25 protein-coding genes and 3 pseudogenes are annotated in these 25,001 nt (G+C 44.6%); 10 read left to right on the top strand and 18 right to left on the bottom strand.

The window, feature by feature from the left end:
- Window positions 1–12: 12 nt before the first annotated feature.
- From DXE33_RS00225 to DXE33_RS00205, 5 genes and pseudogenes are all read right to left on the bottom strand, one after another.
- Window positions 13–1,945, bottom strand: a pseudogene (locus DXE33_RS00225) (branched-chain amino acid ABC transporter ATP-binding protein/permease).
- 2 nt (window positions 1,946–1,947) lie between these two features.
- Window positions 1,948–2,826, bottom strand: coding sequence for a branched-chain amino acid ABC transporter permease (locus DXE33_RS00220; protein WP_114638131.1), 879 nt, complete (start codon window positions 2,824–2,826; stop codon window positions 1,948–1,950).
- A 166-nt stretch (window positions 2,827–2,992) separates the two neighbouring features.
- Complete coding sequence (locus DXE33_RS00215) at window positions 2,993–4,177, bottom strand: ABC transporter substrate-binding protein (RefSeq protein WP_114638130.1); 1,185 nt, start codon at window positions 4,175–4,177, stop codon at window positions 2,993–2,995.
- Between the two features lie 138 nt (window positions 4,178–4,315).
- Window positions 4,316–5,206 carry an EamA family transporter gene (locus DXE33_RS00210; RefSeq protein WP_197712024.1) on the bottom strand — a complete coding sequence of 297 codons (891 nt, stop codon included), beginning with the start codon at window positions 5,204–5,206 and terminating at the stop codon, window positions 4,316–4,318.
- 28 nt (window positions 5,207–5,234) lie between these two features.
- Window positions 5,235–6,854, bottom strand: coding sequence for a GMC family oxidoreductase (locus DXE33_RS00205; RefSeq protein WP_114638129.1), 1,620 nt, complete (start codon window positions 6,852–6,854; stop codon window positions 5,235–5,237).
- Between the two features lie 132 nt (window positions 6,855–6,986).
- Here DXE33_RS00205 and yjgA point away from each other — a divergent pair, with 132 nt between their 5' ends.
- Window positions 6,987–7,514, top strand: coding sequence for a ribosome biogenesis factor YjgA (gene yjgA / locus DXE33_RS00200; RefSeq protein ID WP_114638128.1), 528 nt, complete (start codon window positions 6,987–6,989; stop codon window positions 7,512–7,514).
- Here the strand turns inward: yjgA and DXE33_RS00195 are convergent.
- From DXE33_RS00195 to DXE33_RS00165, 7 genes are all read right to left on the bottom strand, one after another.
- The gene (locus tag DXE33_RS00195; protein WP_197711953.1) at window positions 7,511–8,575 is read right to left on the bottom strand and encodes an acyltransferase family protein; all 1,065 of its coding nucleotides are present in this window, start codon (window positions 8,573–8,575) and stop codon (window positions 7,511–7,513) included. The two genes, yjgA and DXE33_RS00195, sit on opposite strands and share 4 nt — an antisense overlap.
- A gap of 48 nt (window positions 8,576–8,623) precedes the next feature.
- A complete protein-coding gene (locus tag DXE33_RS00190; RefSeq protein ID WP_162785384.1) occupies window positions 8,624–9,169 on the bottom strand; it encodes a c-type cytochrome in 546 nt (181 codons plus the stop codon).
- A gap of 60 nt (window positions 9,170–9,229) precedes the next feature.
- Window positions 9,230–10,456, bottom strand: a complete 1,227-nt coding sequence (locus DXE33_RS00185) for a PQQ-dependent sugar dehydrogenase (RefSeq protein WP_231970269.1) — start codon at window positions 10,454–10,456, stop codon at window positions 9,230–9,232.
- Window positions 10,457–10,594: 138 nt separating this feature from the next.
- The gene (locus tag DXE33_RS00180; RefSeq protein WP_114638126.1) at window positions 10,595–12,451 is read right to left on the bottom strand and encodes a TonB-dependent receptor; all 1,857 of its coding nucleotides are present in this window, start codon (window positions 12,449–12,451) and stop codon (window positions 10,595–10,597) included.
- 9 nt (window positions 12,452–12,460) lie between these two features.
- Complete coding sequence (locus tag DXE33_RS00175; RefSeq protein ID WP_114638125.1) at window positions 12,461–12,688, bottom strand: hypothetical protein; 228 nt, start codon at window positions 12,686–12,688, stop codon at window positions 12,461–12,463.
- A gap of 112 nt (window positions 12,689–12,800) precedes the next feature.
- A complete protein-coding gene (locus DXE33_RS00170; RefSeq protein WP_114638124.1) occupies window positions 12,801–13,058 on the bottom strand; it encodes a hypothetical protein in 258 nt (85 codons plus the stop codon).
- Between the two features lie 49 nt (window positions 13,059–13,107).
- Complete coding sequence (locus DXE33_RS00165; protein ID WP_114638123.1) at window positions 13,108–13,698, bottom strand: HdeD family acid-resistance protein; 591 nt, start codon at window positions 13,696–13,698, stop codon at window positions 13,108–13,110.
- A gap of 256 nt (window positions 13,699–13,954) precedes the next feature.
- On the opposite strand from DXE33_RS00165, the gene DXE33_RS00160 reads away from it, so the two are divergent.
- On the top strand, window positions 13,955–14,167 hold the full coding sequence (locus DXE33_RS00160) for a hypothetical protein (protein WP_162785383.1): 213 nt from the start codon (window positions 13,955–13,957) through the stop codon (window positions 14,165–14,167).
- Between the two features lie 50 nt (window positions 14,168–14,217).
- Complete coding sequence (locus DXE33_RS00155) at window positions 14,218–14,589, top strand: hypothetical protein (protein WP_114638121.1); 372 nt, start codon at window positions 14,218–14,220, stop codon at window positions 14,587–14,589.
- Window positions 14,590–14,627: 38 nt separating this feature from the next.
- Here DXE33_RS00155 and DXE33_RS00150 read toward each other — a convergent pair whose 3' ends face one another.
- The 3 genes from DXE33_RS00150 to DXE33_RS00140 form a co-directional block, all read right to left on the bottom strand.
- Window positions 14,628–14,930, bottom strand: a complete 303-nt coding sequence (locus DXE33_RS00150; protein ID WP_114639663.1) for a HigA family addiction module antitoxin — start codon at window positions 14,928–14,930, stop codon at window positions 14,628–14,630.
- 10 nt (window positions 14,931–14,940) lie between these two features.
- Window positions 14,941–15,219: a type II toxin-antitoxin system RelE/ParE family toxin gene (locus DXE33_RS00145; RefSeq protein ID WP_114638120.1), complete on the bottom strand. Its 279-nt coding sequence runs from the start codon at window positions 15,217–15,219 to the stop codon at window positions 14,941–14,943.
- Window positions 15,220–15,360: 141 nt separating this feature from the next.
- A complete protein-coding gene (locus DXE33_RS00140) occupies window positions 15,361–16,650 on the bottom strand; it encodes a serine hydrolase domain-containing protein (protein WP_114638119.1) in 1,290 nt (429 codons plus the stop codon).
- A gap of 174 nt (window positions 16,651–16,824) precedes the next feature.
- Here DXE33_RS00140 and DXE33_RS00135 point away from each other — a divergent pair.
- The 3 genes and pseudogenes from DXE33_RS00135 to cobA all read left to right on the top strand — a co-directional run bounded on the left by DXE33_RS00135 (window position 16,825) and on the right by cobA (window position 20,121).
- A pseudogene (locus tag DXE33_RS00135) lies at window positions 16,825–18,553 on the top strand (nitrite/sulfite reductase).
- Window positions 18,550–19,152, top strand: a complete 603-nt coding sequence (locus tag DXE33_RS00130) for a DUF934 domain-containing protein (RefSeq protein WP_114638118.1) — start codon at window positions 18,550–18,552, stop codon at window positions 19,150–19,152. The pseudogene DXE33_RS00135 and the gene DXE33_RS00130 overlap by 4 nt, the downstream one beginning before the upstream one ends.
- Window positions 19,153–19,186: 34 nt before the next feature.
- Window positions 19,187–20,121: pseudogene (gene cobA, locus DXE33_RS00125) on the top strand (uroporphyrinogen-III C-methyltransferase).
- Here the strand turns inward: cobA and DXE33_RS00120 are convergent.
- Complete coding sequence (locus DXE33_RS00120) at window positions 20,044–20,406, bottom strand: sirohydrochlorin chelatase (protein ID WP_114638117.1); 363 nt, start codon at window positions 20,404–20,406, stop codon at window positions 20,044–20,046. The pseudogene cobA and the gene DXE33_RS00120 overlap by 78 nt on opposite strands.
- Window positions 20,407–20,610: 204 nt before the next feature.
- On the opposite strand from DXE33_RS00120, the gene DXE33_RS00115 reads away from it, so the two are divergent.
- Window positions 20,611–21,603, top strand: a complete 993-nt coding sequence (locus DXE33_RS00115) for a calcium:proton antiporter (RefSeq protein ID WP_231970267.1) — start codon at window positions 20,611–20,613, stop codon at window positions 21,601–21,603.
- A gap of 128 nt (window positions 21,604–21,731) precedes the next feature.
- Window positions 21,732–22,811: a glycosyltransferase family 4 protein gene (locus DXE33_RS00110; RefSeq protein ID WP_162785382.1), complete on the top strand. Its 1,080-nt coding sequence runs from the start codon at window positions 21,732–21,734 to the stop codon at window positions 22,809–22,811.
- 83 nt (window positions 22,812–22,894) lie between these two features.
- Here DXE33_RS00110 and DXE33_RS10310 read toward each other — a convergent pair whose 3' ends face one another.
- Window positions 22,895–23,026 carry a hypothetical protein gene (locus DXE33_RS10310; protein WP_269460007.1) on the bottom strand — a complete coding sequence of 44 codons (132 nt, stop codon included), beginning with the start codon at window positions 23,024–23,026 and terminating at the stop codon, window positions 22,895–22,897.
- A gap of 160 nt (window positions 23,027–23,186) precedes the next feature.
- Entirely contained in the window at window positions 23,187–23,471 is a 285-nt protein-coding gene (locus tag DXE33_RS00105; protein WP_114638115.1) for a helix-turn-helix domain-containing protein, read from the bottom strand.
- A 46-nt stretch (window positions 23,472–23,517) separates the two neighbouring features.
- Between DXE33_RS00105 and DXE33_RS00100 the strand changes: the two genes are divergently transcribed.
- Window positions 23,518–24,438, top strand: a complete 921-nt coding sequence (locus DXE33_RS00100; protein ID WP_114638114.1) for a site-specific integrase — start codon at window positions 23,518–23,520, stop codon at window positions 24,436–24,438.
- A gap of 26 nt (window positions 24,439–24,464) precedes the next feature.
- Complete coding sequence (locus DXE33_RS00095) at window positions 24,465–24,899, top strand: hypothetical protein (RefSeq protein WP_114638113.1); 435 nt, start codon at window positions 24,465–24,467, stop codon at window positions 24,897–24,899.
- Window positions 24,900–25,001: the final 102 nt, after the last annotated feature.

Genomic DNA, 25,001 nt, shown 5'->3' with positions numbered 1-25,001 from the left:
TGGTTCTAGTGATTAAGTACCCAAGTAGGCATGAATCACCTTCTCGTTAGCCTGAACTTCAGCTGGCTTACCTTCCGCAATCTTCTGACCGAAGTCCAATACAGAAACGGTATCGCAAACCGACATCACCACATCCATATGATGCTCAATCAGGATGAAGGTAATTCCGTTATCACGAATCTTACGAATGATGCGCAAGAGTTCCTTGATGTCTGGAGCGGTCAAGCCCGCAGCTGGCTCGTCCAAGAGGAGCAATTCGGGGTCGAGTGCCAATGCACGAGCAATCTCTAGCAAACGTTGCTTACCATATGGCAAGTTACGCGCTTCTTCATTAGCCAAATCATCTAAGCCAACAAATTTGAGAAGAGCCATAGCACGAGCGTGTGCTTCCGCCTCTTCACGCTTGTAGCGCGGCAGATGCAATGCGATCTCGAGCATGTTCGACTTAAAGGTATGATGCAAGCCAACCAAAATATTCTGAATCGCTGTCATTTCACCAAACAACTGGACGTTTTGGAAAGTACGGGCAATACCGGATAAAGCGATATCAGATGAAGTCTTACCAACCACGCTCTGTCCTGCATATAAAACGTTACCGGCAGTTGGCACATAAATACCAGTCAACACGTTCATCATGGTGCTCTTACCAGAGCCGTTTGGTCCAATCAAGCCATGAATCGTGCCGCGCTTAATACTCAGGTCAACGTTATTCAAGGCTTTCAAGCCACCGAACTGCATCAATACTGAGTCCACTTTAAGAAGCTCTGCACCGGCATCTTTACTACCAACGGCACTAATAAAGCTGATGGAATCATCCACGGCTTCAGCGTCACCGCCACGAGCAGTTTTCGCTTTGCCAACAATAGATTGGTAGAAGCTCTTCGCAAATCCAACGATACCGTTTTGCAAGTAGTAAACCACCAACAAAATCATGAAGCCGAAGATACTCAAGCGCCAGTCAGAAATGCTATTAAGCCAGAACGAGAAGGCAGCCAAGCCAACTACACCAGCAATCGGAACTGCCACGCGTCTTGGAGTAGTAACCTTCTTAGACAAGGCCACTGCTGCACCGACCACCACCACGATTGCAATAATCGAGGCAACAATACGGAACAAATTGATATCGTCCAAGAGCTTTGGCAACAACACAATGATGGCCGCGCCAATAATGGCACCCAAACGAGACTTACGACCACCCATGATGATGCCGAGCAAGAAGAGAACAACCAATTCGTTGTTGTTATAGGTATTTGGAGAAATGTACTGCTCGGAGTAAGCGTACAAGCAACCAGCTAATCCAGCAAATGCTGCGCTGATGACAAATGCGATCACCTTGAAACGGTATACAGATACGCCCATACAGTCACAAGCAACAGGGCTATCACGCAAGGCTTCAAATGCACGACCCCATTTGGGATTTAACAAAGCGGTCGATCACGATCAAGGCCAGGATACCAAAGGCAGACACTAACCAGAAATACTCAGCCTTGGTCATTGGCACGCCTATCAACTCTGGACGGGTTAACTTGATGCCCAATGGACCTTCAGTCAACCAAGTCATCTCGTTAATGAGAATCTGCGCAATGGTTCCGAATGCCAAGGTCACCATCGCTAAATATGGTCCGATCACCTTGAGAGCCGGAAACGCGAGGATGCCACCGAAAATCGAAGTAATAATAATTGAGGCTGGAATCGTTGCCCAAATTGGCCAACCCAAGTGGAAGAACAAAATACCAGCGGTATATGAACCAATACCGAACAAAGCGGCATGGCCCAAAGAGACCTGACCAACATAACCCACGACGATATCTAAACCAAACAAGAGAATGGTATAGATCAGAATCGTTTCAGCTAAGTGAATGTAATAAGGATTGTGAATTACTAGCGGCAATGCAAAAAGAGCAGCAATAGCAATTAAAAGAGGAATAGAAGACTTCAATTTCATCATTAAACTTTCTTAATTGCAGATTTACCGAAGAGGCCAGATGGTTTGTATACAAGCACAAGCAGCAACAAGATCAAACCTGGAACATCCTTATAGCCAGTAGAGACATAAAAGCCAGTAGCTGTTTCAACAATACCGAGAATCAAGCCACCAACAATAATTCCGAGGCCACTCGATAAGCCGCCAATAATCGCTACCGCAAATGCTTTCAAGCCTAAGGCACCGCCCATGGTTGCACCAGTTAAAGTCAAAGGCGCAATCAATACACCAGCAAATGCAGCGGTCAAGGAAGATAAAGCGTAGGAGAAAGTAATCACCATACTGGTATTGATGCCCATCAAGCCAGCAGCATCACGGTCATTGGCGGTAGCAACGACTGCCTTTCCATAGATAGTCTTGCGATTAAAGAACTCAACCAATAACATCATTACTAAAGCACCGACTACCACCAAGATTTCCATTGGGAGAATATTGGCACCCATGAAATTCATTGGCTCCATTGGCAATGGTGATGAGAATGGTAAGGCATCACGGCCCCAGATATTTTCAGCCACGTTCTTGAAAATAATACCAAGTGCAATGGTAGACATAATCCAACCAAACTCAGATTTAATTTTGATCGCTGGACGTACGCCGATGAGCTCAACAAAGCTACCTTGAAGCATGCCAAAAATACAAACAATTGGAATCATCGCCCAATAGTTGATGCCAAAGGTATCTACACAGGTCAGACCGACTAAAGCGCCCAACATCAGCGCTTCACCCTGACCGAAATTCAGAGTACCTGATGTAGCAAAAGTGAGCTGAAATCCGAAAGCGATTACCGCATAGATCATCCCCACAGCGATACCGCTTGAGAGGATTTGTGCAAGCATTTCCATATGATTGGCCTAAATATTTTTAATACTTTTTTGGCCTAAATATTTTTAATACTTTTTATTAACGAATCCGTCATTGTAAGCAAAACGCCGCTTTTAGGCGGCGCTTTGTTTCAAGTAATGTTGCAGTGCAAAATAAATTTACCTCGCACTGCTGTTAAAGCTTGAATTACTTCTTCTTAGATTTTGCGTCCTCAGCATTCAAGAACTCAACACGGCCGTTTTCAACAACACCCATAACGACGTCTTTTGCCTTGATTGCTTCGTGATCTTGCGCAGTAAATGGCTTGTTGTAAGTAATCACAACACCATCAACTGGAGTCTTGAGATCTTGCAATGCTGCCAAGATCTTTGGTCCCTCTGTGCTATTGGCTTGTTTGATCGCTGCAGCCAAGAGGTATACAGAATCGTAACCTTGAGCAGCAGAAACTGGAGAAGCGATGTTGTTATTTTTTGGCTTGAACTCTTTTACGTAAGCATCTTGGAAAGCTTTACGCTTTGAAGTAGTTGATGGAGACTGGATATAAGTTTGTGGCATGGTTGCGCCATCACCGTTCTTACCAGCAGTATCAATAAAGCTAGCCATAGACAAAGTCCAGCTACCGATAATTGGTTTTTTCCAACCCAACTTCGCCATACCGTTCGCAATTTGCGCCAACTCAGGTCCAATTGCGTAAGTCAACACAACATCTGCACCAGCATTTTTTGCTTTGAGCAACTGTGAAGTCATATCAACGTCACCAATGTTGAACTTCTCAACCGCTACAGGTGTTACGCCGTATGTCTTCAGGGCTTTTTCTAAGTCCTCACGGCCTAACTGACCATAGTTAGTAGAGTCAGCCAAGATTGCTACCTTTTTCAAACCACGCTTTTCAACTGCTTCTTTAGCCACCATTGGCGCTTGGATGTTGTCAGCTGCAGCGTTACGGAAAACATAGTTTTCAGCTGCATTTGGGAATTGCTTGGTAATGATTGAACCAGTAGCAACGTTGTTGAGCACAGGAATCTTCGCATCTTGATAGAAGCGCTGAGAAGCCAATGCGACACCAGTGTTGATGTAACCCAAAGTAGCAACTACTTTTTCGTTGTTAATCAACTCTTGTGCAATTTGCACGCCACGCTCGTTTTTTGCTTCATCGTCACGCTCGATCAACACAATCTTGTTGCCGTTGATACCACCAGCAGCGTTGATTTCTTTTACAGCAAGACGGACGCCATCGCGCATACTCACACCCATTGAGGATGAGCCACCTGTGAATGGACCAGCAACGCCCACTTTAATATCGGCAGCGTAAGCACCGGATGCGAACAAAGCTGTAGCTGCTACAGCAAAGATTTGACGACGTATATTCATAAAGTCTCCATGACTAAAAACAAGTGAATTAAATATTTTTATAGGTACTACAGATAACGAATAGCTATCTTACAGTTAATGCTCAGGCAAAAAAAGGGGTTTGTATTAGGGTTTTACATTAGTCCTAAAACCAGCAATTTAGCCCTGATAAGAAGCCATTAGACGCTGGCGCAATGAGGGCCAAAAGAGATTCACCATCAAGCCCATGATCACTAAGCTAGCAGCCAAAATCTTCCAAAGCGGCAAAGGCTCACTTAAGAAAAAGGCTGATGCCCCCATACCGAAAATGGGTACCAACAATGGAGCCGGTGCTACAACGGCAGCAGGATGCTTGGAAAGTAACCACGCCCAAGCGCCATAACCAAAGAGCGTATTGCCCCAGGACTGCCAGAGGACTCCCAGCCAAGCTCCCAGAGGTGCCACCACTACAGAAGTGCTGAGCCCATCCCACCCACCTTCAAAGAGGAAGGCAATCGCAAATAGCGGCGGAATAGCAAAGACGCTAACCCAAACGACATAAGAGAGCATATTAATTGAGCCAGCACGCCGGCTAGCTGTGTTGGCCACACCCCAAGAAAAACCACAGAACACGACTAAGGCCAAGCCCAAGAAGGTGGTGGTCGCATCTGTGTGCACCGCAATAATCAATAAACCCACCATCGCGATGGCTACCGCCACTGCTTGATAGAGCTTGAGTTTTTCTTTGGCAAACAACATCGCAAACCCGATGGTGAAAAACACTTGGGTCTGAATGACTAAAGAAGCTAAGCCTGGAGAAATATTGCCGTCGATGGCGTAATACAAAACACCAAACTGCCCTACACCCACAGCTAAGCCGTATACACACAAGTTTACCCAAGACACTTTCGGTCTGGGCAAGAAAAAAGATGCTGGCAAAAATGCAAAACAGTAACGAAGCGCGGCAAACAGAAACGGTGGAAAACTCGCTAGAGAAAGTTTGATCACAACAAAGTTCGTACCCCAAACTGCAACAATCGCCAAAGCTAATAACAAATGGCTTGGCGGCAAGGTATAGCTTGTGTTTTTTGAAATGGAATTACTCACCAGTTAGCAACTCCGCGGCGCGTTGCGCAATGAGCATCGTTGGCGCTGCTGTATTGCCTGGAGTAATGGTTGGCATAGCAGAAGCATCGACTACCCGTAAATTATCAATACCCCTGACGCGCAATTGAGAATCTAAGACCGCCATTGGATCATCATCACGACCCATTTTGCAGGTACCTACTGGATGGAAAATTGTTGTGCCGATATCGCCCGCTGCTTTAACTAATTCTTCATCCGTTTGATATTGCAGGCCAGGCTTATATTCTTCAGGGCTATATGGTGCTAGTGCGGGACTTTGCACAATCTTGCGAGTCAGGCGCAATGATTCAGCGGCCACTTTGCGATCTTCATCAGTCGATAAATAGTTGGGATGTATAGCTGGGGGCGCTTCAGGATCGGTTGAGGTGATATGCACACTACCGCGGGATGTCGGACGCAAATTACAAACGCTAGCTGTAAATGCATTAAAGGAATGTAAGTCCTCGCCAAATTTTTCTAAAGATAAAGGCTGTACGTGATACTCCACATTAGCGCTTGGCTGCGCGGAAGAACTATAGGCAAACGCACCTAACTGAGAAGGCGCCATCGACATTGGACCAGAGCGCTTCAATAAATACTCCAGACCAATCATCATCTTGCCAAAGAGCGTATTGGCTTTGGTATTGAGAGTTTTAATGCCGCTGACCTTATAGATCATGCGCAATTGCAAGTGATCTTGCAAGTTCTCACCAACACCAGGTAGATCGGCAATCACTGGAATGCCGAGGCTCTTTAAATGCGCAGCTGCACCAATGCCAGAGCGCTCTAAAATTTGAACGCTACCAATAGCGCCCGCACTCAGAATCACTTCACCTGTGGAAGAGATGAGTGCTTCAGAGACAACTCCATTTTTAAGATACTCAATACCCAGGCATTGCTTGGTTGCCGAATCAATTTTCAATTTAGTCACGACAGCTTGCGTAATCACAGTCAGATTGCTGCGCTTTGCGGCATCTTTTAAGAAAGCTTTTGAAGTATTAAGCCTCCAGCCTTTACGCTGACTGACATCAAAGTAACCAACACCAAAGTTATCGCCGCGATTAAAGTCATCAGACGCGGGAATACCCGCCTGCACTGCAGCATCCCTAAAGCGATCCATGATAGGCCAACGCAAGCGCTGCTTGGATACCGTCCACTCACCGCCTTTACCGTGCCAAGCATTGGCATCACTGTGGTAATCCTCAAATGATTTATAGCGCTTGAGTGCATTTTCCCAAGACCACGCATCGTCACCAGTTGCCTGCACCCAAGAGGCATAGTCACCAGCTTGTCCGCGCATGTAAATCATGCCGTTAATGGAAGAGCATCCGCCGAGTACGCGACCACGGGGATAGAACAATGAGCGACCATTTAATCCTTTTTCAGCAACAGTCTTAAAGCGCCAATCGGCTCTGGGGTTATCAATGCAATACAGATAGCCCACGGGAATATGAATCCAGATGTAATTATCGTTCTTACCCGCCTCAATTAATAAGACTTTCTTTTGAGGATTTTCAGTTAAGCGTTTAGCCAACATACAGCCTGCACTACCAGCCCCAATAATGATGTAGTCGTAAGTATTTGTTTGCGTCATTGTCTTTGCGTCAGGTATATCGCTATTTATTGCATTTATTCAAATATTTTGATTTATGGACCCTATTATTTACCAAACTTAATAAATGAGCATCTAGGCCAAGAAGCTGCAATACCCGTCTAAAATAGGGGCATGCACATTAATGAGAAAAATCGCACGCCAAAGCTGATTGAGGCTGATGAAGGCCCCAGCAAGTCTGAGCTCAAGCGTCAAATGACTGAACGCCAAAAATTGGCTGAAGTGCTGGCAGCACTGAGTAGCGATGCCCTCAAAACCATCCCTTTGGATGAAGCGATCAAAGCAGCGATTGCTGAAACCAACAAAATTAAGGGTTTTGAAGCGATTCGTCGCCATAAGCAATACCTTGGCAAACTCATGCGCTTTTTAGACGAAGAAGAATTAGAAGTCATTCAAAAACGCCTTGATGCGATTCAAGGGGTTAGTAAAGCAGAAACCGCCAAGCTCCATTTTTTAGAGACTTATCGTGATCGATTAATTGCCAATGATGACGCTTTCACCAAAATGATTGAGCAGTATCCGGATATGGATATTCAGAATATGCGCACCCTCATTCGTAATGCGCGCAGAGAGAAAGAACAAAACAAGCCACCTAAAGCTTATCGAGAAATCTTTCGCGTCTTAAAAGAGATGGGAATTTAAAGCTTGATCCTGCGCGCAGGCACTTCAACCCAGCGATATAAGTAATTAGCAGCAATCCAACTAGCGGCTATCGCCATAAACATGAGTGCGAGCGCCATCGCACCATCGTGACGCAAACTCATGCCCCATCCTATATACAAAGTGTTGGCGAGCAAGATAAAAGAAAAGTGGATTAAGAATGCGCAGTAAGATCTTCTGCTGCCCCACAAAATGACATTGACAACTTCGTGCATTTTGGATTGATGCTGAGGACGCTGGTGCTCTTGCTTTTGATCCTTGTAAGCCCAATCTCCCCAAAAAATTAAAGCCAGTGCCACCAGATAAGCCAAGATGTTTCGAAGCCAAACTTGGTGAAAGCTTGAAACCACAATCACAATGCCGATACCTGCCATGAAGATTCTGGCAAAACGGTTGACTACGGGGTCTGGATAATTTTTGCAAAGTTGCGCTAATACTCCAAGGCCATAAGCACCTATGAAATAAATGAAATAGTTTTCGTAAGCGCCCAGTCGATTGAAGTACAGCAGTGAAGCTACGCACAGCACCGTCAGCATCCACACAGCCGATCGAAAACCAGGGAACATACCCAGCATGGTGACTAGGATTGCGTAGAGCTGCCAATCAATGGCTACATACCAAACGCCAGCAGAAATGGAATCTAAGCCCAAGATACCTTGCAAGAAGAACAAGTGCGCCAAAAACTGGCCAAGCGTTTCTGACTCGCCCACAAACTCGTCTTGCACCCAAAAGCGCGCAACCCAAGCACAAACAATGGTGATGGTTAAAGCGACAACATAAGGCGCAAACAAACGTAGATAGCGATTGAAAACCACCTTGAGAACATTACGTGGATTTTTAAGCTCAGTAGTGCGGGTGAGCGACTGGGCAGCAAGATAGCCGCCCATGACCAAAAAGATTTGCACTGCATAGCGTCCGTACTCAAATAACCATGTCATGAAACCTGGCAATAGTTGCTGGGCATCTTGCGCAATCTGCCCATAACTAGAGAAGTGGTGCGCAATGATCGTTAAGGCAGCAAAGGTCTTTAAAAAAATCGACAAGAAGAAAATGGTTTTTAGTCTGCAAAGCAACAAAGAATATGAATGGAACTAATTTAGAGAGGCAGCATAAGCAGCAATCGCCTCGATATCTTCATCGCTTAGATTGCGCGCTGCACTTCCCATTGTGCCATCCATATCAATTCGGCTACCTGACCGAATGTTTTTGAGCTGGGTCACCACATACTCCGAAGACTGTCCTGCCAAGCGTGCAATGTGTTTTTGCCCTTGCAGCTGAGCACCATGACAGGAGTTGCAATATTGATTATTGGAGATTTGCTGGCCTTTAGCAATTAAATTGGCATTGCCTGATTTTGCCGGAGGTGGTGGCAGCGCAGCGTAATACGCAGCAATATCGCGCATATCCTGATCACTTAAGCTGGCGGCAAGCGCCTCCATTGCCCCGCCCTTGCGCTGCTGACCTCGAAACTGAATCAACTGATAGGTAATGGAAAGTGCGGGTTGCGCAGCCAAATTCGGAATCTCGCCAAAAATACCAATGCCGTTTTCACCATGACAGGCAAAACAGGTTTGTGCTTTTGCTTTACCGGCAACTGCATCCGGTGGCGCAGCAAAAACCGTTGAAGAGAACAACACCAAACTAAGAGAAGTAAAAAAAGGCCACCCCGAGGATGGCCTTAGTGCTAGCAATCAATTTCATTTGCCGTAAGACACGCGGAAGATTGCGCCAGTTTCATCATCAGAAACCAACATGGAACCGTCTTTGAGTACTTGCACGTCAACTGGACGACCCCAGAAAGTTTCGCCCTCTAGCCAGCCAGTAACAAATGGCTCGAGTTTGACTGGCTTGTTCTTGCCATCCAAAACAACACGAACCACTTGATAACCGGTCTTTTTGGTTTTATTCCATGAGCCATGCTCAGCGATAAAAATATTGCCTTTGTATTCTGCTGGGAACATATTGCCGTTATAAAAACGCATACCCAAGGCAGCCACGTGAGCACCCAACTTCATCTCGGGCTTATCAAACTCATCGCATGAACGACCTTTGCCAAACTCCGGATCCAAAAAATCGCCTTGATGGCAATGTGGGTAGCCAAAGTTCATCCCTTTTGGGCGCACCAAGCGGTTCAAGGTATCGTTCGGAATATTTTCATCAACCCAGTCACGACCGTTGTTGGTAAACCAAAGCTCCTTGGTTCCTTTTTGGAAATCCATACCCACACTGTTACGCACACCGGTTGCGACGGTCTCTAAGATATTGGTCTTGAGATTTAAGCGTACGATTGTTGCGTGAGTTGATGGTGGCACCACGATATTGGCTGGTGTACCAATTTGGAAATACAAATATTGCCCATCTGGACTCAAAGTCATGAACTTCCAACCATGTGGCTCATCTTTAGGTAAGGCATCAAACACCACTACTGGTGCTGGTGGGTTATCCAGATTTTTCTCGATATTGTCGTAACGAATAATGCGCGAGAGTTCAGCAACATAGAGTGAGCCATTGGCAAAAGCAACACCGTTTGGACGATGCAAACCTTTAGCAATGGTTTTGACTTCCCGCTTGCCATCTTTTGTGACTACCGCATAAACATTGCCAGTAAAACGTGTACCAACATAAACCGTGCCACTGGGTGACTCTGTCATTGATCGTCCGTTCGGCATACCGGATGCCCACAATTCAATCTTGAAACCAGCAGGTACTTTTAATTTGCTCACCGGAATCTCATCTGCAGGCATCGCAGAAATTCCAGGAGGGTTTGGGGCCAATGAAGGGTTCATACCATCAGGCGTTCTACCTTGCGCCCATGTTGGCGGAATACCTGAGGCTGGGGCTGGTGCTGGAGCTTGCGCACTAGCAAAGCTGGCAGCTGCCATACCTGCAGCGAACATCAATGAATGAATGGTTTTGAGTTTCATTGCTAAGTCTCCTGATTTTTACTATTTTTCTGACTCGATTGATTCAATCAACTTTGTACTGCGTAAATCCTAAAGCATTTTTGCTAGCTTCACATCAAACCTTTAAAACTACTGCACTGCATCAATTGCCGCCCCTACTTAAAAGACTAGACGCGCCCCAACAGTAATGGCTTGCGGCATGCCAGCTTGATAAGCGGTTGCCTGCGAAGCAATATTAAATGTGACATATTGACGATTAAACAAATTGACTACCGATGCAAATACTGAGGCTTGGGGTGTTACTTGATAGTTTGCTTTTAATCCCACTACTGCATATGCAGGAACCGGCAAGGACCCCGTAGCCATCCAAGAGTTACCAACATAACGCACTGTGGTTGTTAGGCTAGCCTGTGGCACAGGGTAATATGTAATCCCAGCATTAGCCATATTTTTAGGAACACCACCAACTTGTGTATTGATGGGGTCTGTCGTAGCACTCCATGTCAAGATCGTGCTGGTATAGGCATAACCGGCATCAACACCCCAATGTGGATTAATGTCTTGGTGATACTGCATTTCAATACCGCGGCTCAATAAATTTTGCTGGTTGGTGTAATAGTTCACCTTACCCAAACTACAGCCCTGTGGATTGCCAGCAGATGCACATAGACTACTGGCTAAAGCTGCGTCACTAGCAGTCGAGAGGTTGTAACTCGTAATCGCATTCTGAATGTAATTATTAAATGCGGTGAACTGCGCAAAACCTTCCTTCCAGCGATAGTCTGTACCCACCTCATAACCCGTCATTGTTTCTGGCGTTAAATTTGGGTTGGCAAAAAAGTAACCTCCAGAAGTAGATCCATAACTACGTAAGGTGTTATTCATGCTGGGCGCATGAAATGCTTGATAGGCTGCACTTCGCAAATCCCAGTTCTGCGTGGCCTTATATACAAAACCTAAAGAAGGGCTGAGCTGAGTCTTGCTTTTATTAGGAATATTTTGATAAATCGGATTAGCGCCATTGACTCCAGCGTTATATAGGGTTGGAGTCTGGCTATTCCAAAAATCTAGTCTGGCACCAAGTGTTGTCTCTAGCGGAAATGCACTAGCAGTTGATTTTAATTGACCCAATAGGCCATAAAAGTTTTGTTGGCCTTGTGCATAGTTCACCGAAGTCACAGAACCACTACCGTTGCTATTGAGATTATTCGTTAAGTTCGATGCAGAAATATTGCGCGCATCAGCACCTAGAATATATTGGTCAATGCCCGCTCCCTTGAGATCATGAGTGTATTGTGCCGAGGCCCCTACTGTTGAATAAGGGTCGGTGTAATTAGCGTTGACGTAAGGTTGATTCTTATTAGGGGCAGTAGTTGAGGTAGAACCGCTTTGCTTGTAGAAATTGGTGTTTTGGTAGTACACATTTACTTGGGCTTTTTTATCGACATCTAATTTTGTTGTGGAGCCAGCAGCAAAATCAGCAGTCTGAACTAAGTTTGGCGCTATAGCATAGTTGGTACTCAGATCGGCCATCGTGCTGTAGCCCAGCCTTAAAAATCCGGTGGTATCTTGATTGGGCTTAAAGTAATTTTGCAAACGAATATTGGAGTTCTTAACTGCATCCGTGCCCATACCATTTTTAATATTACTAGACGAACCCGGTGAAATCGTGGCGTAGTTCTGAAAGCCTTCACTTGAAAAGTAATCTGCTGAAAAGCGCATCTGCATGCCATCAGAAACAATTAAGTCTTTTGAGGCAGCGACGTTGCCAGTGCCAAATGATCCATAACTTGCAGAGACATCCTGGGAACTATTTTTGGGCGTCTTGGTATTGATATTAATCACGCCACCCATACCGTAGTTACCATACAGACTCGAGACACCTCCCCGGACAAACTCTGCCGACTCAATCGATGACATGGGAACCAGATTCCATTGCACCGTTCCGTAAAAGGCGTCGTTAGCGGGCAAACCATCAATCAAGACTAGAGTGCGGCCATAACCTAAACCGCGCACGTTAATACTTTATCCGGTGGGGTCTTTTTGGTAATAAGGCACATCATTTAAAAATACGCCCGGAACATTTTTCAATACTTGATCGATGGTTTGATCTGGTGAAGACTCCAAGACCTCTTTGGTCAATATCGTGGTGTTGAGCGACATTTGATCTAAGGGTGTCTCCGAACGAGTGGCATTGACTACCATATCATTCAGTTTCTGATCGTAATTAAGGGATGGTGCAATCTGTGCCATCAAACTAGTTGATAGCAGCAGCAAGGTCGAACAAGTAAAAAAATAAGGAGGCGGTCCACCGCCGTCTCACAATCAATCTTGCACCACTCTTAGTCATACAGAGAACGGCGCACTACTTGGCTTTTGACTTCGCGCTAGATTTTGCTGACGTCTTTAGCGCTGCTTTTTTCTTTGGCATCACTTTTGCTAACCTTGGCTCGGCTTGAGCTTTCATTAAAGAAGCTAGCAGGGGGTTAGCACTTGCCAGCTCTTTTTTAGTTTTGGCATTTGCTTCAGCAGCTCCAGGCTTAGGAGTTTTAGTCGAATTTTTCATGCGCTGAGCAGTCAGCAATGCCAAGCTCTTAAACAGATCGGTTTTTTTCATTGCCATGGCTGCTGCTCTTTGCTATTACTCAGTAACTCAATAAAGGATCAGGGGTTTACTTCGATACATTCTTCGCGAGTGAACGCGCTGCAAAGCCAATGAATAACAAAGACCAGCCTTGCAAGAGTAATTCGATAGCAATCAATAAGCCAGGTAACCACAAGCTTGAAGACGGGAAGTTATTCATGATGAGCACACCCATCAAGATAGAGATCGCCGCAGAGATGGCTAACCAAAACCACTCACCAAAATGACGATGCTGAAATGCAGCGATAAAACGCAATACACCCGTCACAAAGAAGATAGCCGCTAACCACAAAGTAATGGCTTCAAGCGCAGGGATTGGGAAAGCCCAGACATAAATCGCTGCGACGATATACAAAATGGCAAACAAGATTTGCACGCCAACACTTTTCCAACCTGCAGATTGAAAAGCATGGATAGCTTGGAGTACGCCACCAGCAAACAGAAAAATACCTAATACATTGACAGACACAAGGGAGAAAAATACTTGGCCAGCAACACCAATCATTCCCAACACGATAAACAAAATGCCCAGACCAATCAGGGCTCCAGGAACCTTGGCAGCTGCACCCAAGACTTTGGTACGAATTTCATTGATTTGCGCGGTATTTAATTCGGTCATATTTTTACTTTCTCAGGTTTTTCCACTTGTTTTACTGCTTGACTTGTTTTACTGCTTGTTTTACGACTGACATATTAGGTAATTTCTAGGCTCTACTGTATCAATAAACCAATACAGTAAGCCTATGCCCCTAGCAGCTGATCACTGACCCCTATACCCGCGAGTGGGATTGGCAATAAAAACGGGTATTCTTTGCTCTTTAGAACTTGTATCAATACCTACCCATATTAGAAAGACATCCTCAATGGATAACACTATGACCGTGATTCTAGGCATCGTTGCCATGTTGTTACCCCTGGTAGTTGGGCGCCTAGTCTGGAAACGTTTTGATCAATACTTTGGTCGCAATGATGAAGTTTATATGGATAGCCTGGGCTACTTTCTGAAAAAGATTGGCTTGACCATCCTGGTCGCTTTTGTAATTTTATGGATTGGCATCAGCTTAGTATTTAGTGGTCATTCAGCTTAAGTGCTCAGCTCAAGCCCAATTAAATCCACCAAACAATCATTACCAATCTCATGAATGATCAACTCAAAAGTATTTTGCTCAAAGCGAAACTGAACTTCGCTATTTTGGGAGCCATTTTGATCATTGCTGTTTTAGGTAAAGCTAGCTACCCAGAACTCACTAACACCATCTTTGTTACAGCAGACCAATTAGTGTCCGATCTATATCTAGTCTTTATTGCGATTACTTTGGGCGCTTTTATTCCCAATTTCAAACTGGTTGTGCTGGGTGCGATTAGCGCCTTTATTACTGCCACAATATTGATTCAGGTGGGTGTGTTTACTTACCTGACAACAAGCTATTTATTTTCAGTGCTGATAGTTACACTCGGCTTTGCATCCATTGCCAACCTATATAGGCACTATCGCGAAGTAGGCTTATAAACAGCCATCACTGAAATATGAATCCCAATTAGCGGGGTTTATGCTGCTATTTGAAATACACGTATGCGTGGTTCAATTTCCTTTTGAAGGGTACGCTTAGCCATTCGCATATCGTATTCAGACTGAAGATTAAGCCAAAAACGCGGTTCCATTGAAAAGAATAGACCTAAACGCAAAGCTGTATCTGCAGTTATTGGGCGCAAGCCATGCACAATTTCACTAATACGACTGGGTGAAACATCGATATCAGCCGCTAACTGACGAGCAGTAATACCCATGGGCTTCATAAAGTCCTCAAGAAGAATCTCTCCTGGATGAATTTCGTCAAGTAGCTTTGTCATATTCATATCCTTAGTGGTAATCCACAATTTCTACGCTATAAGCGCCATCTTCCTTCCATTTAAAACAAATACGCCATTGGTTATTTATCCGAATACTATGCTGATCCTTACGATTCCCACTTAAAGCCTCCAACATATTGCCCGGCGGAATACGTAAGTCAATCAAAACTGTTACAGCATGCAATTGCAATAACTTTCGTCTCGCCACCCTTTCTATACCCTTCAACTTTTTTGATGACTTGCTGTTAAATAAGTCTTCAGTGTCTTTGCAAGAGAATGAATGGATCATGCGCTATTGTATTCCGTATAACAGATTCTGTAAAGTAGATTATTTATCACTTTTTAAGCAACCAAAGATACCCAAGAAAAAGCCTCGACGAACCGGGGCTTTTTTACTTTTTTCCTTTATTGCTGAGGGGTGCGACCACAATTACTTCTCAAGCGCACCATAGATGACCGAGTTCAGTTGCTCGCGATGGACCTTCCGAATTTCTCCTGGTGCTACTGCCATCATTACGACAACCATTTGCTCTTTTGGATCAACCCAGAAGATGGTGCCGTTAGCGCCATTCCATGTAAAGTCACCAACATTACCGTTGATCGCTGATAGGCCGCGCTCCATACGTACCGCAACACCCAGACCAAAGCCATAACCTACGCGACCAGGCTCAGTGCCACCAACATTATTTTTAATATCTTTATTGAGGTGGTTTGAAGTCATAAAGGCGACTGTTTGTGGTCCTAGTACACGCTTGCCATCTAAGCTGCCGCCATTGAGTAGCATCTGACCAAAGCGCACATAGTCGCCTGCTGTAGAAAAAGCACAGGAGCCGCCACAATCAAACTTCACTGTCTGATTGAGAATATCTACCTTTTGTGGCTTACCCGTCATCGGATCAATCGGCAGCGGTTGTGCTAAGCGAGCGCGATCTTTTTCTGCCACCTGAAAAGTGGTATTTGGCATACCCACTTTGTTCCAGATGCGCTCTTGCAACGCGCTACCCAAGGGCTTGCCAGCAATCTTCTCTTCGATAATGCCCAGCACGTCAATACCAAAACCATAGTCCCAAACAGTTCCAGGTTCATAGAGCAAAGGAGTACTCGCCAGTTTGTCGATAAATTCTGGCGCAGTATATTGAACTGCTGCAGGAGCAGATCCAGCTGGATAGAGCTTATGCACTGCGGTTGTACCGCGACCACCGTAGGTCAAACCATTGGTGTGACGCACGAGGTCTTGTACGGTGATGGGATTTTTTGCCGGTACAGTAGTGAGCTTGCCGTCGGCATCCACTTGCCCCACTTGCATACTCTTAAACTGAGGCAACCAATTAGAAATAGGCGCATTGAGTGGCAACTTACCCTCTTCATAAAAAGTGAGGCCACCAACAGACGCCATCACTTTTGTCATAGATGCCAAATTAAATAGGGCATCGGTGGTCATGGCTTTTCCACTGGCTTTATCTGCATAGCCATAAGGTTTAAAAATGACTAACTTGCCATTTTTAGCTACCGCTAACACTGCACCAGGCAATTGATTGTTGGCAATCTGCTCCGCAAAAAAAGCATCGATTCTTTTCAGACCTTCTGCTGAAAATCCTTGGCCCGGGGTGGCGCTTGGTGGTAAAGGTGCTTTTGAAGTGTCTGCGGCGTAAATTGAGCCACTAAACAACAAGCTGGTAACAAGGCCAGCAAATAGGCCACGCGCCTGAAATGTTTTCATTCTGTCTCCGTAATGATGGTTTTCATGATTTGGGGGATTTTTACCCCTCTTTTTAGGCTATTGAAGCAGACTTTTGCCAAGTTGTGAGCTTTCGAATCTATATAGCTGCGGGTTATATAGAATGGATTTTTGAGTATTTGAAGGAATATTGAAAATCCATGACAATCGTGGGCTATGTATAAATATGACCACATTGACCAAACCCTTGTAGATCAACGGGTTGCACAATTTCGAGACCAGGTATCAAGACGCCTTGACGGCAGTTTGGCTGAAGAAGAGTTTCGTCCACTAAGACTCCAGAATGGTCTTTATCACCAACGCCTTGCTTACATGCTGCGCGTTGCTATTCCCTACGGCTTATTTAATTCCAAACAATTGCGCACCATGGCGCTGATTGCTGAAAAATATGACCGTGGTTATGGTCACTTCACTACCCGTCAAAACATTCAGTACAACTGGGTCACACTAGAAGACACGCCCGATATTTTGGCTGAGCTTGCCAAAGTTGAAATGCATGCCATCCAAACATCAGGCAACTGCATTCGCAATATTATGAGCGATGCGTTTGCTGGAGTTGCTGGCGATGAATACGTAGACCCACGTCCGATCTGTGAGTTACTACGTCAATGGTCAACATTGCATCCGGAGTTTGCTCACCTGCCCCGTAAATTTAAATTTGCGATTAATGGCGCAAAAGAAGACCGCACTATTTTGCTTTGCCATGACGTGGGTATTGAGCTCAAGAAAAATGCCCGAGGTGAACTGTTAGCTGACATCTATGCTGGTGGTGGTATGGGGCGTACACCGATTTTGGGATCGCTGATTAAAACTGGCTTGCCATGGCAATTACTACCAAGCTACTTAACAGCATTACTGCGCGTCTATAACCGCTTTGGTCGCCGGGACAATCTCTATAAAGCGCGTATCAAGATCTTGGTTAAGGCTTTAAGCCCAGAAGAATTCGCAAGGCAAGTCGAAGGTGAGTGGTTACATATCAAGAATGGTGACGATAACTTTACACAAGCAGAGTGGGATTGCGTTGCCAAACACTTTACAAAGCCTGCCTATAAGAGCTTGCCAGCACTCAGTAATGAGCAAGTGATTAATCTGGCAAGCGATGCTGAAAAAGCAGCCTTTGCAAGATGGTTAGAGCGCAATGTCAAACCACACCAAGTACCGGGTTATGCCAGTGTGATTTTGTCGCTCAAACCTCATGGTTCAGTAGCGCCTGGTGATGCCACAACAGCGCAGATGCTGGCCATTGCCGATCTGGCCGATCAATATAGTTTTGGTGAACTGCGTGCTACGCATGAACAAAACTTAGTGCTAGCAGATGTCGAGCAATCTCAGCTTTATGAACTCTGGCAAGAAGCGAAAAAGCAAAAAGTAGCACTGCCTAATGTGGGCTTGCTAACTGACATCATTGCCTGCCCAGGCGGCGATTTTTGCTCGCTAGCCAATGGCCAAGTCATTGCCAATTGCTAAAGCAATTCAAGAGCGCTTTGATGATCTGGATTACCTATTTGATCTAGGCGACATTAGTTTGAATATTTCTGGATGCATTAACTCTTGCGGTCATCATCACGTTGGTAATATTGGCGTACTTGGCGTCGATAAGGATGGTGAAGAGTGGTATCAAATCACCCTAGGTGGCGAGCAAGGCAATGATGCTGCCATTGGCAAAGTGATTGGGCCTTCTTTTTACGCTGATGAAATCCCCGATGTGATGAGTAACATCATCAATACTTATGTAGAGCAGCGCAATGAAGGCGAAGCCTTTATTGACACCTACAACCGACTTGGAGTGGCACCATTTAAAGAGGCCACCTATAAAGATAAAAACGAGAACGCCAAGAAGAAAGAAAAGGCCGAAACAGCCAAATCGGGAGAAGATGCATCATGAGCCAAACCAATAACAGCAGCAATGTGATTGCAGCCCATGAGCAAATCGTGCATTTTCCCAAAGGACAAAAGCCTAGCTTAGGCCCGAATGAATGGTTCATTTGGAGTGGCGATGTTAATAAAGACGAAGATAAAGGTGCGAATTTTCAACTCCCTGACTTAGAGCACGGCAAGAGTAAAGTATTGGTACCGTTTTCTTGGTGGATTACTCACAATAAAGAAGCGGATATTCAATCAAAAGCAAAGGCCGGTCAGATTGGCGTTTGGTTTGCTGCTGATGATGACATCCTCAAGCATGCTGATGTAATCGAAGCAGGTAAAAAAGTGTGGCCACTCGTTGCAGCGCACTTTCCTATCTTTAGAGATGGTAGAAGCTTCAGTACTGCCGCGCTATTACGCGATCGTTTTGCCTGGACTGGGGAAATCCGCGCGATTGGTGATGTATTGATCGACCAGCTATTGCAAGGCGCTCGTGTTGGCTTTGATAGCTTTGCCCTACGCCCCGATCAAAAACTTGATGTAGCACTTAAGCAATTCGATTTGTTTAGCGTAACTATGCAAAATACCTGGCGCGATAAACGGGCAACACTATCAATCTAAAGACGCTGAACCAATACATCCAATCAATCGCATCATGACTAAGTCAAATACCTCCGTCAATTCACCAGAGGCTGCTCATACCAAAATTGGTAGTAGCGATACTCCAAGTAAGGTGTATTTAGTTGGTGCTGGTCCTGGCGCAGCAGATCTCATCACCGTGCGTGGTGCTAAGTTATTAGCACAAGCCGATATCGTATTTCATGATGCTTTGGTTGACCCAGAAATGCTCTTACTTTGCCCACAAGCACAGCTTGTTGCAGTCGGTAAACGCTGCGGCAAACTCTCTTCCGCTCAGCAATTTATCAATAAACGTTTAGTCGATGCTGCGCAAAAATACCAAATCATTGTTCGCCTTAAGGGCGGCGACCCGATGCTTTTTGGTAGGGCCGATGAGGAAATCCAGGCGCTCAAAGCTGCGGGTATCGCAGTTGAAGTCGTCCCGGGAGTTACTGCAGCCTTAGCTAGTGCAGCGAGCATACAGCAGTCGCTTACCCTTAGAGGGATTAGCAGAAGTGTTGCCTTTGTAACGCTAGCACAAGCTACCGAGAATGCACCTACAGCAAACTCTAAGCAACCTACCACTCAGAAAATCGCACAGCCATTCTCACAACCTATCGCACAACCCAATGCAGATACCTTGTGGTGTACTACATGGGTCGCAAAGATGCTGCCAAAATTGCGCAGCAACTCATTAGCACCAACCAGAATCATCACCAAGATACGCCGGTGCAGATCTTGGAAGCAGTTTCAACTAAACGTGAGCGCTTATGGTCTAGCACTCTAAAGGAACTGGCACTGGGTAAAGCAGATCAGTGGTTTAACAGTAATTCACCTGCGCTGATTATGGTTGGTGAGGCTTTAAGAAATAATCAGATCAATAGTGAAGAAACTCTAGAGCGCTCTAGCAGCGAAATCGACAATCGCTTGCAAGACGGCCAGATCTTCACCAACCGCAGTCGTCGCGCTTAAGGCAATCTGCGGGTACTTGGCTTGACAAGCTTGCAGTAAAACTGGGAAGTCATTGCACAAATGACCGCCTTGGCCAAAAAAGACTGAAACTACAGAAATTTGGGCAGCCCCTTTAGATGCCAATGATCCAACCGCCTCTTCTAAGGAGGGCGCCATCATTTCCAGAAACGCAAGCTCTACCGGAGTATTGGGGTACTGAGCCTTCCACAGATCCGCTAAGCGATCAAAGGGCTCACGCCAACGTGCATCACGAGCGCCATGGCCAAACAGAATGATTGCTTTCATATAGAGATGAATTCCTGAAAAATGCAGCTAAATGTCATAGCTGTCACCATAATCATTAGATAATCTAGGTATCTTCTTAATAGTAATTAGTAATCTTGGTAGCTTAACGCCAATCAATCAACTCAATCAACTTCCTACTTTTCAGTTATCCATATAGCAGACTCTCTTCATCAGCTCGCAGGTCAAACTTGGTTTATTGTCATTATGGCGATGACCCTAGTTGGCGGAGTACTATCAGCTGTTCACCACGCTGAAGTCGTTGCTCACAAAACAGGCGAGCCTTATGGTGCACTAGTTCTCGCAATTAGCGTCACCATTATTGAAGTTTCGCTCATTATTTCCATGATGCTCTCAGGTCATGAGGGATCTGAGTTTATAGCTCGTGATGCCGTCTTTGCTACCGTCATGATTGTTTTAAATGGTGTGATTGGACTTTGTATTTTCATTGGCGGATTACACCACCATGAAATGAGTTTTCGCAACGAAGGTACCAACTCATCACTTGCTGTACTGACTGCTTTAGCTACTTTTATTCTGGTAATGCCGATTGTGACTACCAGCGCGCCAGGTCCTGACTTTACTAAGAGTCAACTAGCCTTTGCTGGGATTGTTTCATTTGCGCTCTATGTAGCATTTTTATTCTTTCAAACCGTCAGTCATCGCGACTACTATCTGCCGAAGGCGGAAGAACATAAAACGGATATGAACGTTCATGCGATTAAGCCCAGTAATCTCAAAACCGGAGTGAGCGTAGTTTTGCTGGTTATTTCTTTGGTTGTCGTAGTAGGTCTTGCAGAGTTACTAAGCCCAGCGATTGAAGCAGGAGTAAAAGCAGCTGGCGCACCCAAAACGATTGTAGGTATTGCCATTGCGATGCTAGTGCTATTGCCTGAGGGCTTTGCAGCTGTGCGAGCAGCAAAAGCCAATAGATTACAAAGTAGTTTGAACCTAGCTCTAGGATCAGCATTAGCCAGTATTGGACTCTCTATACCAACGATTGCGGCAATTGCAATTTACTTTAATCTTCCACTCAGTCTTGGTATCAGCAGCCTCAATATGACGCTGATGTATTTAACCTTCTTTATTGGTGGCCTAACTTTGGCGATTGGTAGAACTACTTTGCTGCAAGGAATGGTAGAACTACTTTGCTGCGAGGAGTTGTGCACCTCATTATCTTTTTTGAATACTTGTTTTTAAGTTTGGTGCCGTAGACCAATATAAAAAATAAGCACAAACCCTAATTTACTGATCAGCCAGAGAAAACCTCGAGAAACTAACTAGCTAATATCTGAAATTCAGGCCGTTTTAGTATTTATAATTAATTGGTGATCTCATTATTAACGGCTTTCTTTATCTCCTTTTTTGCCACGATCCTTATTATTCGCACCCAAAAATTACATGGGGGAATCAGTGGGGATAAAGACTTTGATGGTCCGCAAAAATTTCATATTGCGGCCGTCCCCAGAATTGGCGGCATTGGAATTGCACTAGCGCTGTTTGCTGCCATTGCAATCAACTATCAAAACGCTCAAGATGACCCTCCAGGAATGTTGATGCTCTTTTGCGCATTACCTGCTTTTGGAATTGGCTTAACAGAAGATCTCACCAAGCAGATTAGCGTACGCACTCGCTTGCTGCTAACAGCTTTTGGTGCAGGCTTAGCTACCATTTTCTTACATGCCAGAATTACTGGTCTTGATTTACCTTTCATCGACCTAGCATTTTCTATACCAGCCATCTCCATTATTTTTACTGTATTTGCAATTACTGGATTAGCGAATGCTTACAACATCATCGATGGCTTCAATGGACTATCCAGTATGGTGGGGATCATTACTTTGCTTGCGCTTGGTTACATTGGATTCAAATTTAATGATCCATTCATTTTCTTTCTGAGTTTTTCGATGGCCGCAGCCATCATGGGGTTCTTCTTACTCAATTACCCTAGAGGCTTGATCTTCTTGGGGGATGGCGGCGCTTATCTAATTGGCTTTTGGATCGCAGTGCTCAGCGTACTAGTAGTTAATCGCCATCCTGAAATCTCGCCTTGGTTTGCTTTGATGATCAATGCTTACCCCATCATGGAGACTCTCTTCACCATCTACCGCAGAAAGTTTCACCAAGGAAAAAATCCTGGGCATCCTGACGGCATTCATTTTCATTCACTAATTTTTAGACGAATTCTCAATCCAACGGACATTCATAATGAACTCGATTGGTTTAATGCAAATTCCAAAACCGCACCCTACCTATGGATTCTCAGCAGCTTAGCTACAGTACCCGCGCTCGTATTTTGGAGTTCAACTCCTATACTTACCAGCTTCTTTATCCTATTCTCAATATCCTATGTATGGCTATACAAAAGAATAGTGAGCTTCAAAACTCCAACCTGGATGCATCTTTAAGTGCATCACCAAGCATCACAGTAGATTTGAGATAAATTGCAGCAATATCTTCAATAGAAAAAAGATCATCAAATGCATTTCCATCACTTAAGCACCATCAACACTCGCAGTATTTGCCAGATCAAAATCACCACTGCTACGCAAGCAACTACGAGCAGACTTAACTCAATGCGAAATAACTTGACCCGCTTGTGTACATACTCGATTGATAGCATCTGACTCCTCCAATTAAAACTGCATGATGTAATTAGATAAGCCTAAATTGGTCTGGGAAAACTAAGAATCAGAGTCCGCTGATATTAATGTCGGAAATAGAGGAAATGATTGGCAGGCGCGATATATGGCATTAGCGAGCTCTACGCACGCAACCGCTACTTAGACTATCTTCAAACTAGATAGTTCGTTTCGCAAAAAAGCTATTTTTTTCAACTTAAGACGAACGCCTGGCCCCTCTTCTGGGGACCCAATAAATTCAACTCCAGCATCTTCAAAAGCTTGCTGAATTGCATGCAGCACCTTTACGCTGGCCGAATCCGGCACCCCATCAAAAGCCTCAATCCTGCGTATGCTTGATAAGCTAACCCCCGCCTGATCGGCTAAATCAGATCCCGACCATCTAATAAGGGACTTTGCAGCCCGTACTTGCGCACCTGTAATCATTAGACATATAATGTGTCATTATTGACACTTTTAGTTTCTTTAAATTATGAAATTAGCTCAACTGCATCAGGATAACGCATCCAGACTACTTATCCAAACTCTGCAAAGAATAGAAGGTGCTTATGCGCCTGCAACTATCAGGGCATTTAAGGCAGATTTCAATACCTTCATCATCTATTGCCATGAACATCAAACTGTTCCACTACCTTCACAACCGTTCGTTGTCAGCAACTATATCGATAGCCTGAGCGACGGCAAATTTACATCAGCCTATATCCGCCAAATCCTAGTTTCAATCTCAACCATCCACAAACTCAATCGCCTTGAAGATCCCACTAAAGATTGCGATGTGCAACTAGCCATACGCAGAATGCATCGCAAGTTGGGAAGGTCATCTAAGCAGGTCATGGGAATCAATAGAGATGTGCTTAATAAAATGCTCAAATCTACAGATGATTCTCTTCGTGGCATTCGAGATAGAGCACTGTTGCTCGTTGCCTATGACACCCTTTGCAGAAGAAGCGGAATAGTGGATTTATTAATTGACGATATTAAATTTATCCTTTCGGAGAATGGGAAAAATAAACTTATTTCAATTAAATTACGTAAAAGCAAAACAGATCAACAGTGCCAAGAAAAATGGTTACATCTTTCTTTGTCAGCCACTGCAGCGGCGGAAGAATGGTTGGCAAAAAGCGAAATTCATTCTGGGCCTATTTTTAGAGGCATTAACCGGGCAAATCAAATTTCTGGAAATCTAGGTGCTGGTCAAATTCCACGGATCTATAAGAAATTAGCCAAAAAAGCTAATCTAGATTGCGCTACTATCAAAAATATCAGCGGCCACTCTATGCGAGTCGGAGCAGCTCAGGATTTAGTAAGGGAGGGGGCCAGCATGCCCGTAATAATGAATCGAGGTAGATGGTCAAAAACGGATACAGTAATGCGATATGTGGAGCAAATGTAGTTATCAATATCTGAGGAATCAATACCATGGCTTTGAACCAAAAAAGCAAAAATATTAGCCAAAGGGCCAAACCCAAAAAGAACTCTACCGGCCCGATTTCAGAGTCCGGAAAAGCTAAATCATCAAAAAATGCCATTGTGCATGGCGCAACATCGCCTCGATTGCTAAATGATGCTGAGCAAAATAAATATGACACACTATTAGCAGAGCTAAAAGAATCCTACCCAACTACGAATCCATTGATTCGTATCCAGCTAGAGCGTATAGCAAAGTTAAATGTTCAATTAGAACGCATACAAAATACAATCGATGTGCAGTTTCTTCGCAGCAGAGCACTAAGTCGGGGATACCATGAACTTGCCCGGCACCTTGATATGGATCGAGAGACTAAATCATTAGCATTAAATTTGGCGATGGGAATCGGTGGTAAGGAAAAAAATTCTAGCTTTAGAAAAGATTGAAATCAGTAATGAACTGAACTACTGGGTAGATTTTGAGAGACCATCAACTCACGAAGAATTTTTAGATAAAACTCCTAGGTTTTGTGAGTATTTATTTGGTGA

The organism is Polynucleobacter necessarius (assembly GCF_900096765.1).
Taxonomy (GTDB): Bacteria; Pseudomonadota; Gammaproteobacteria; order Burkholderiales; family Burkholderiaceae; genus Polynucleobacter; species Polynucleobacter necessarius_F.
This window is presented reverse-complemented; position numbering and strand designations above follow the sequence as displayed.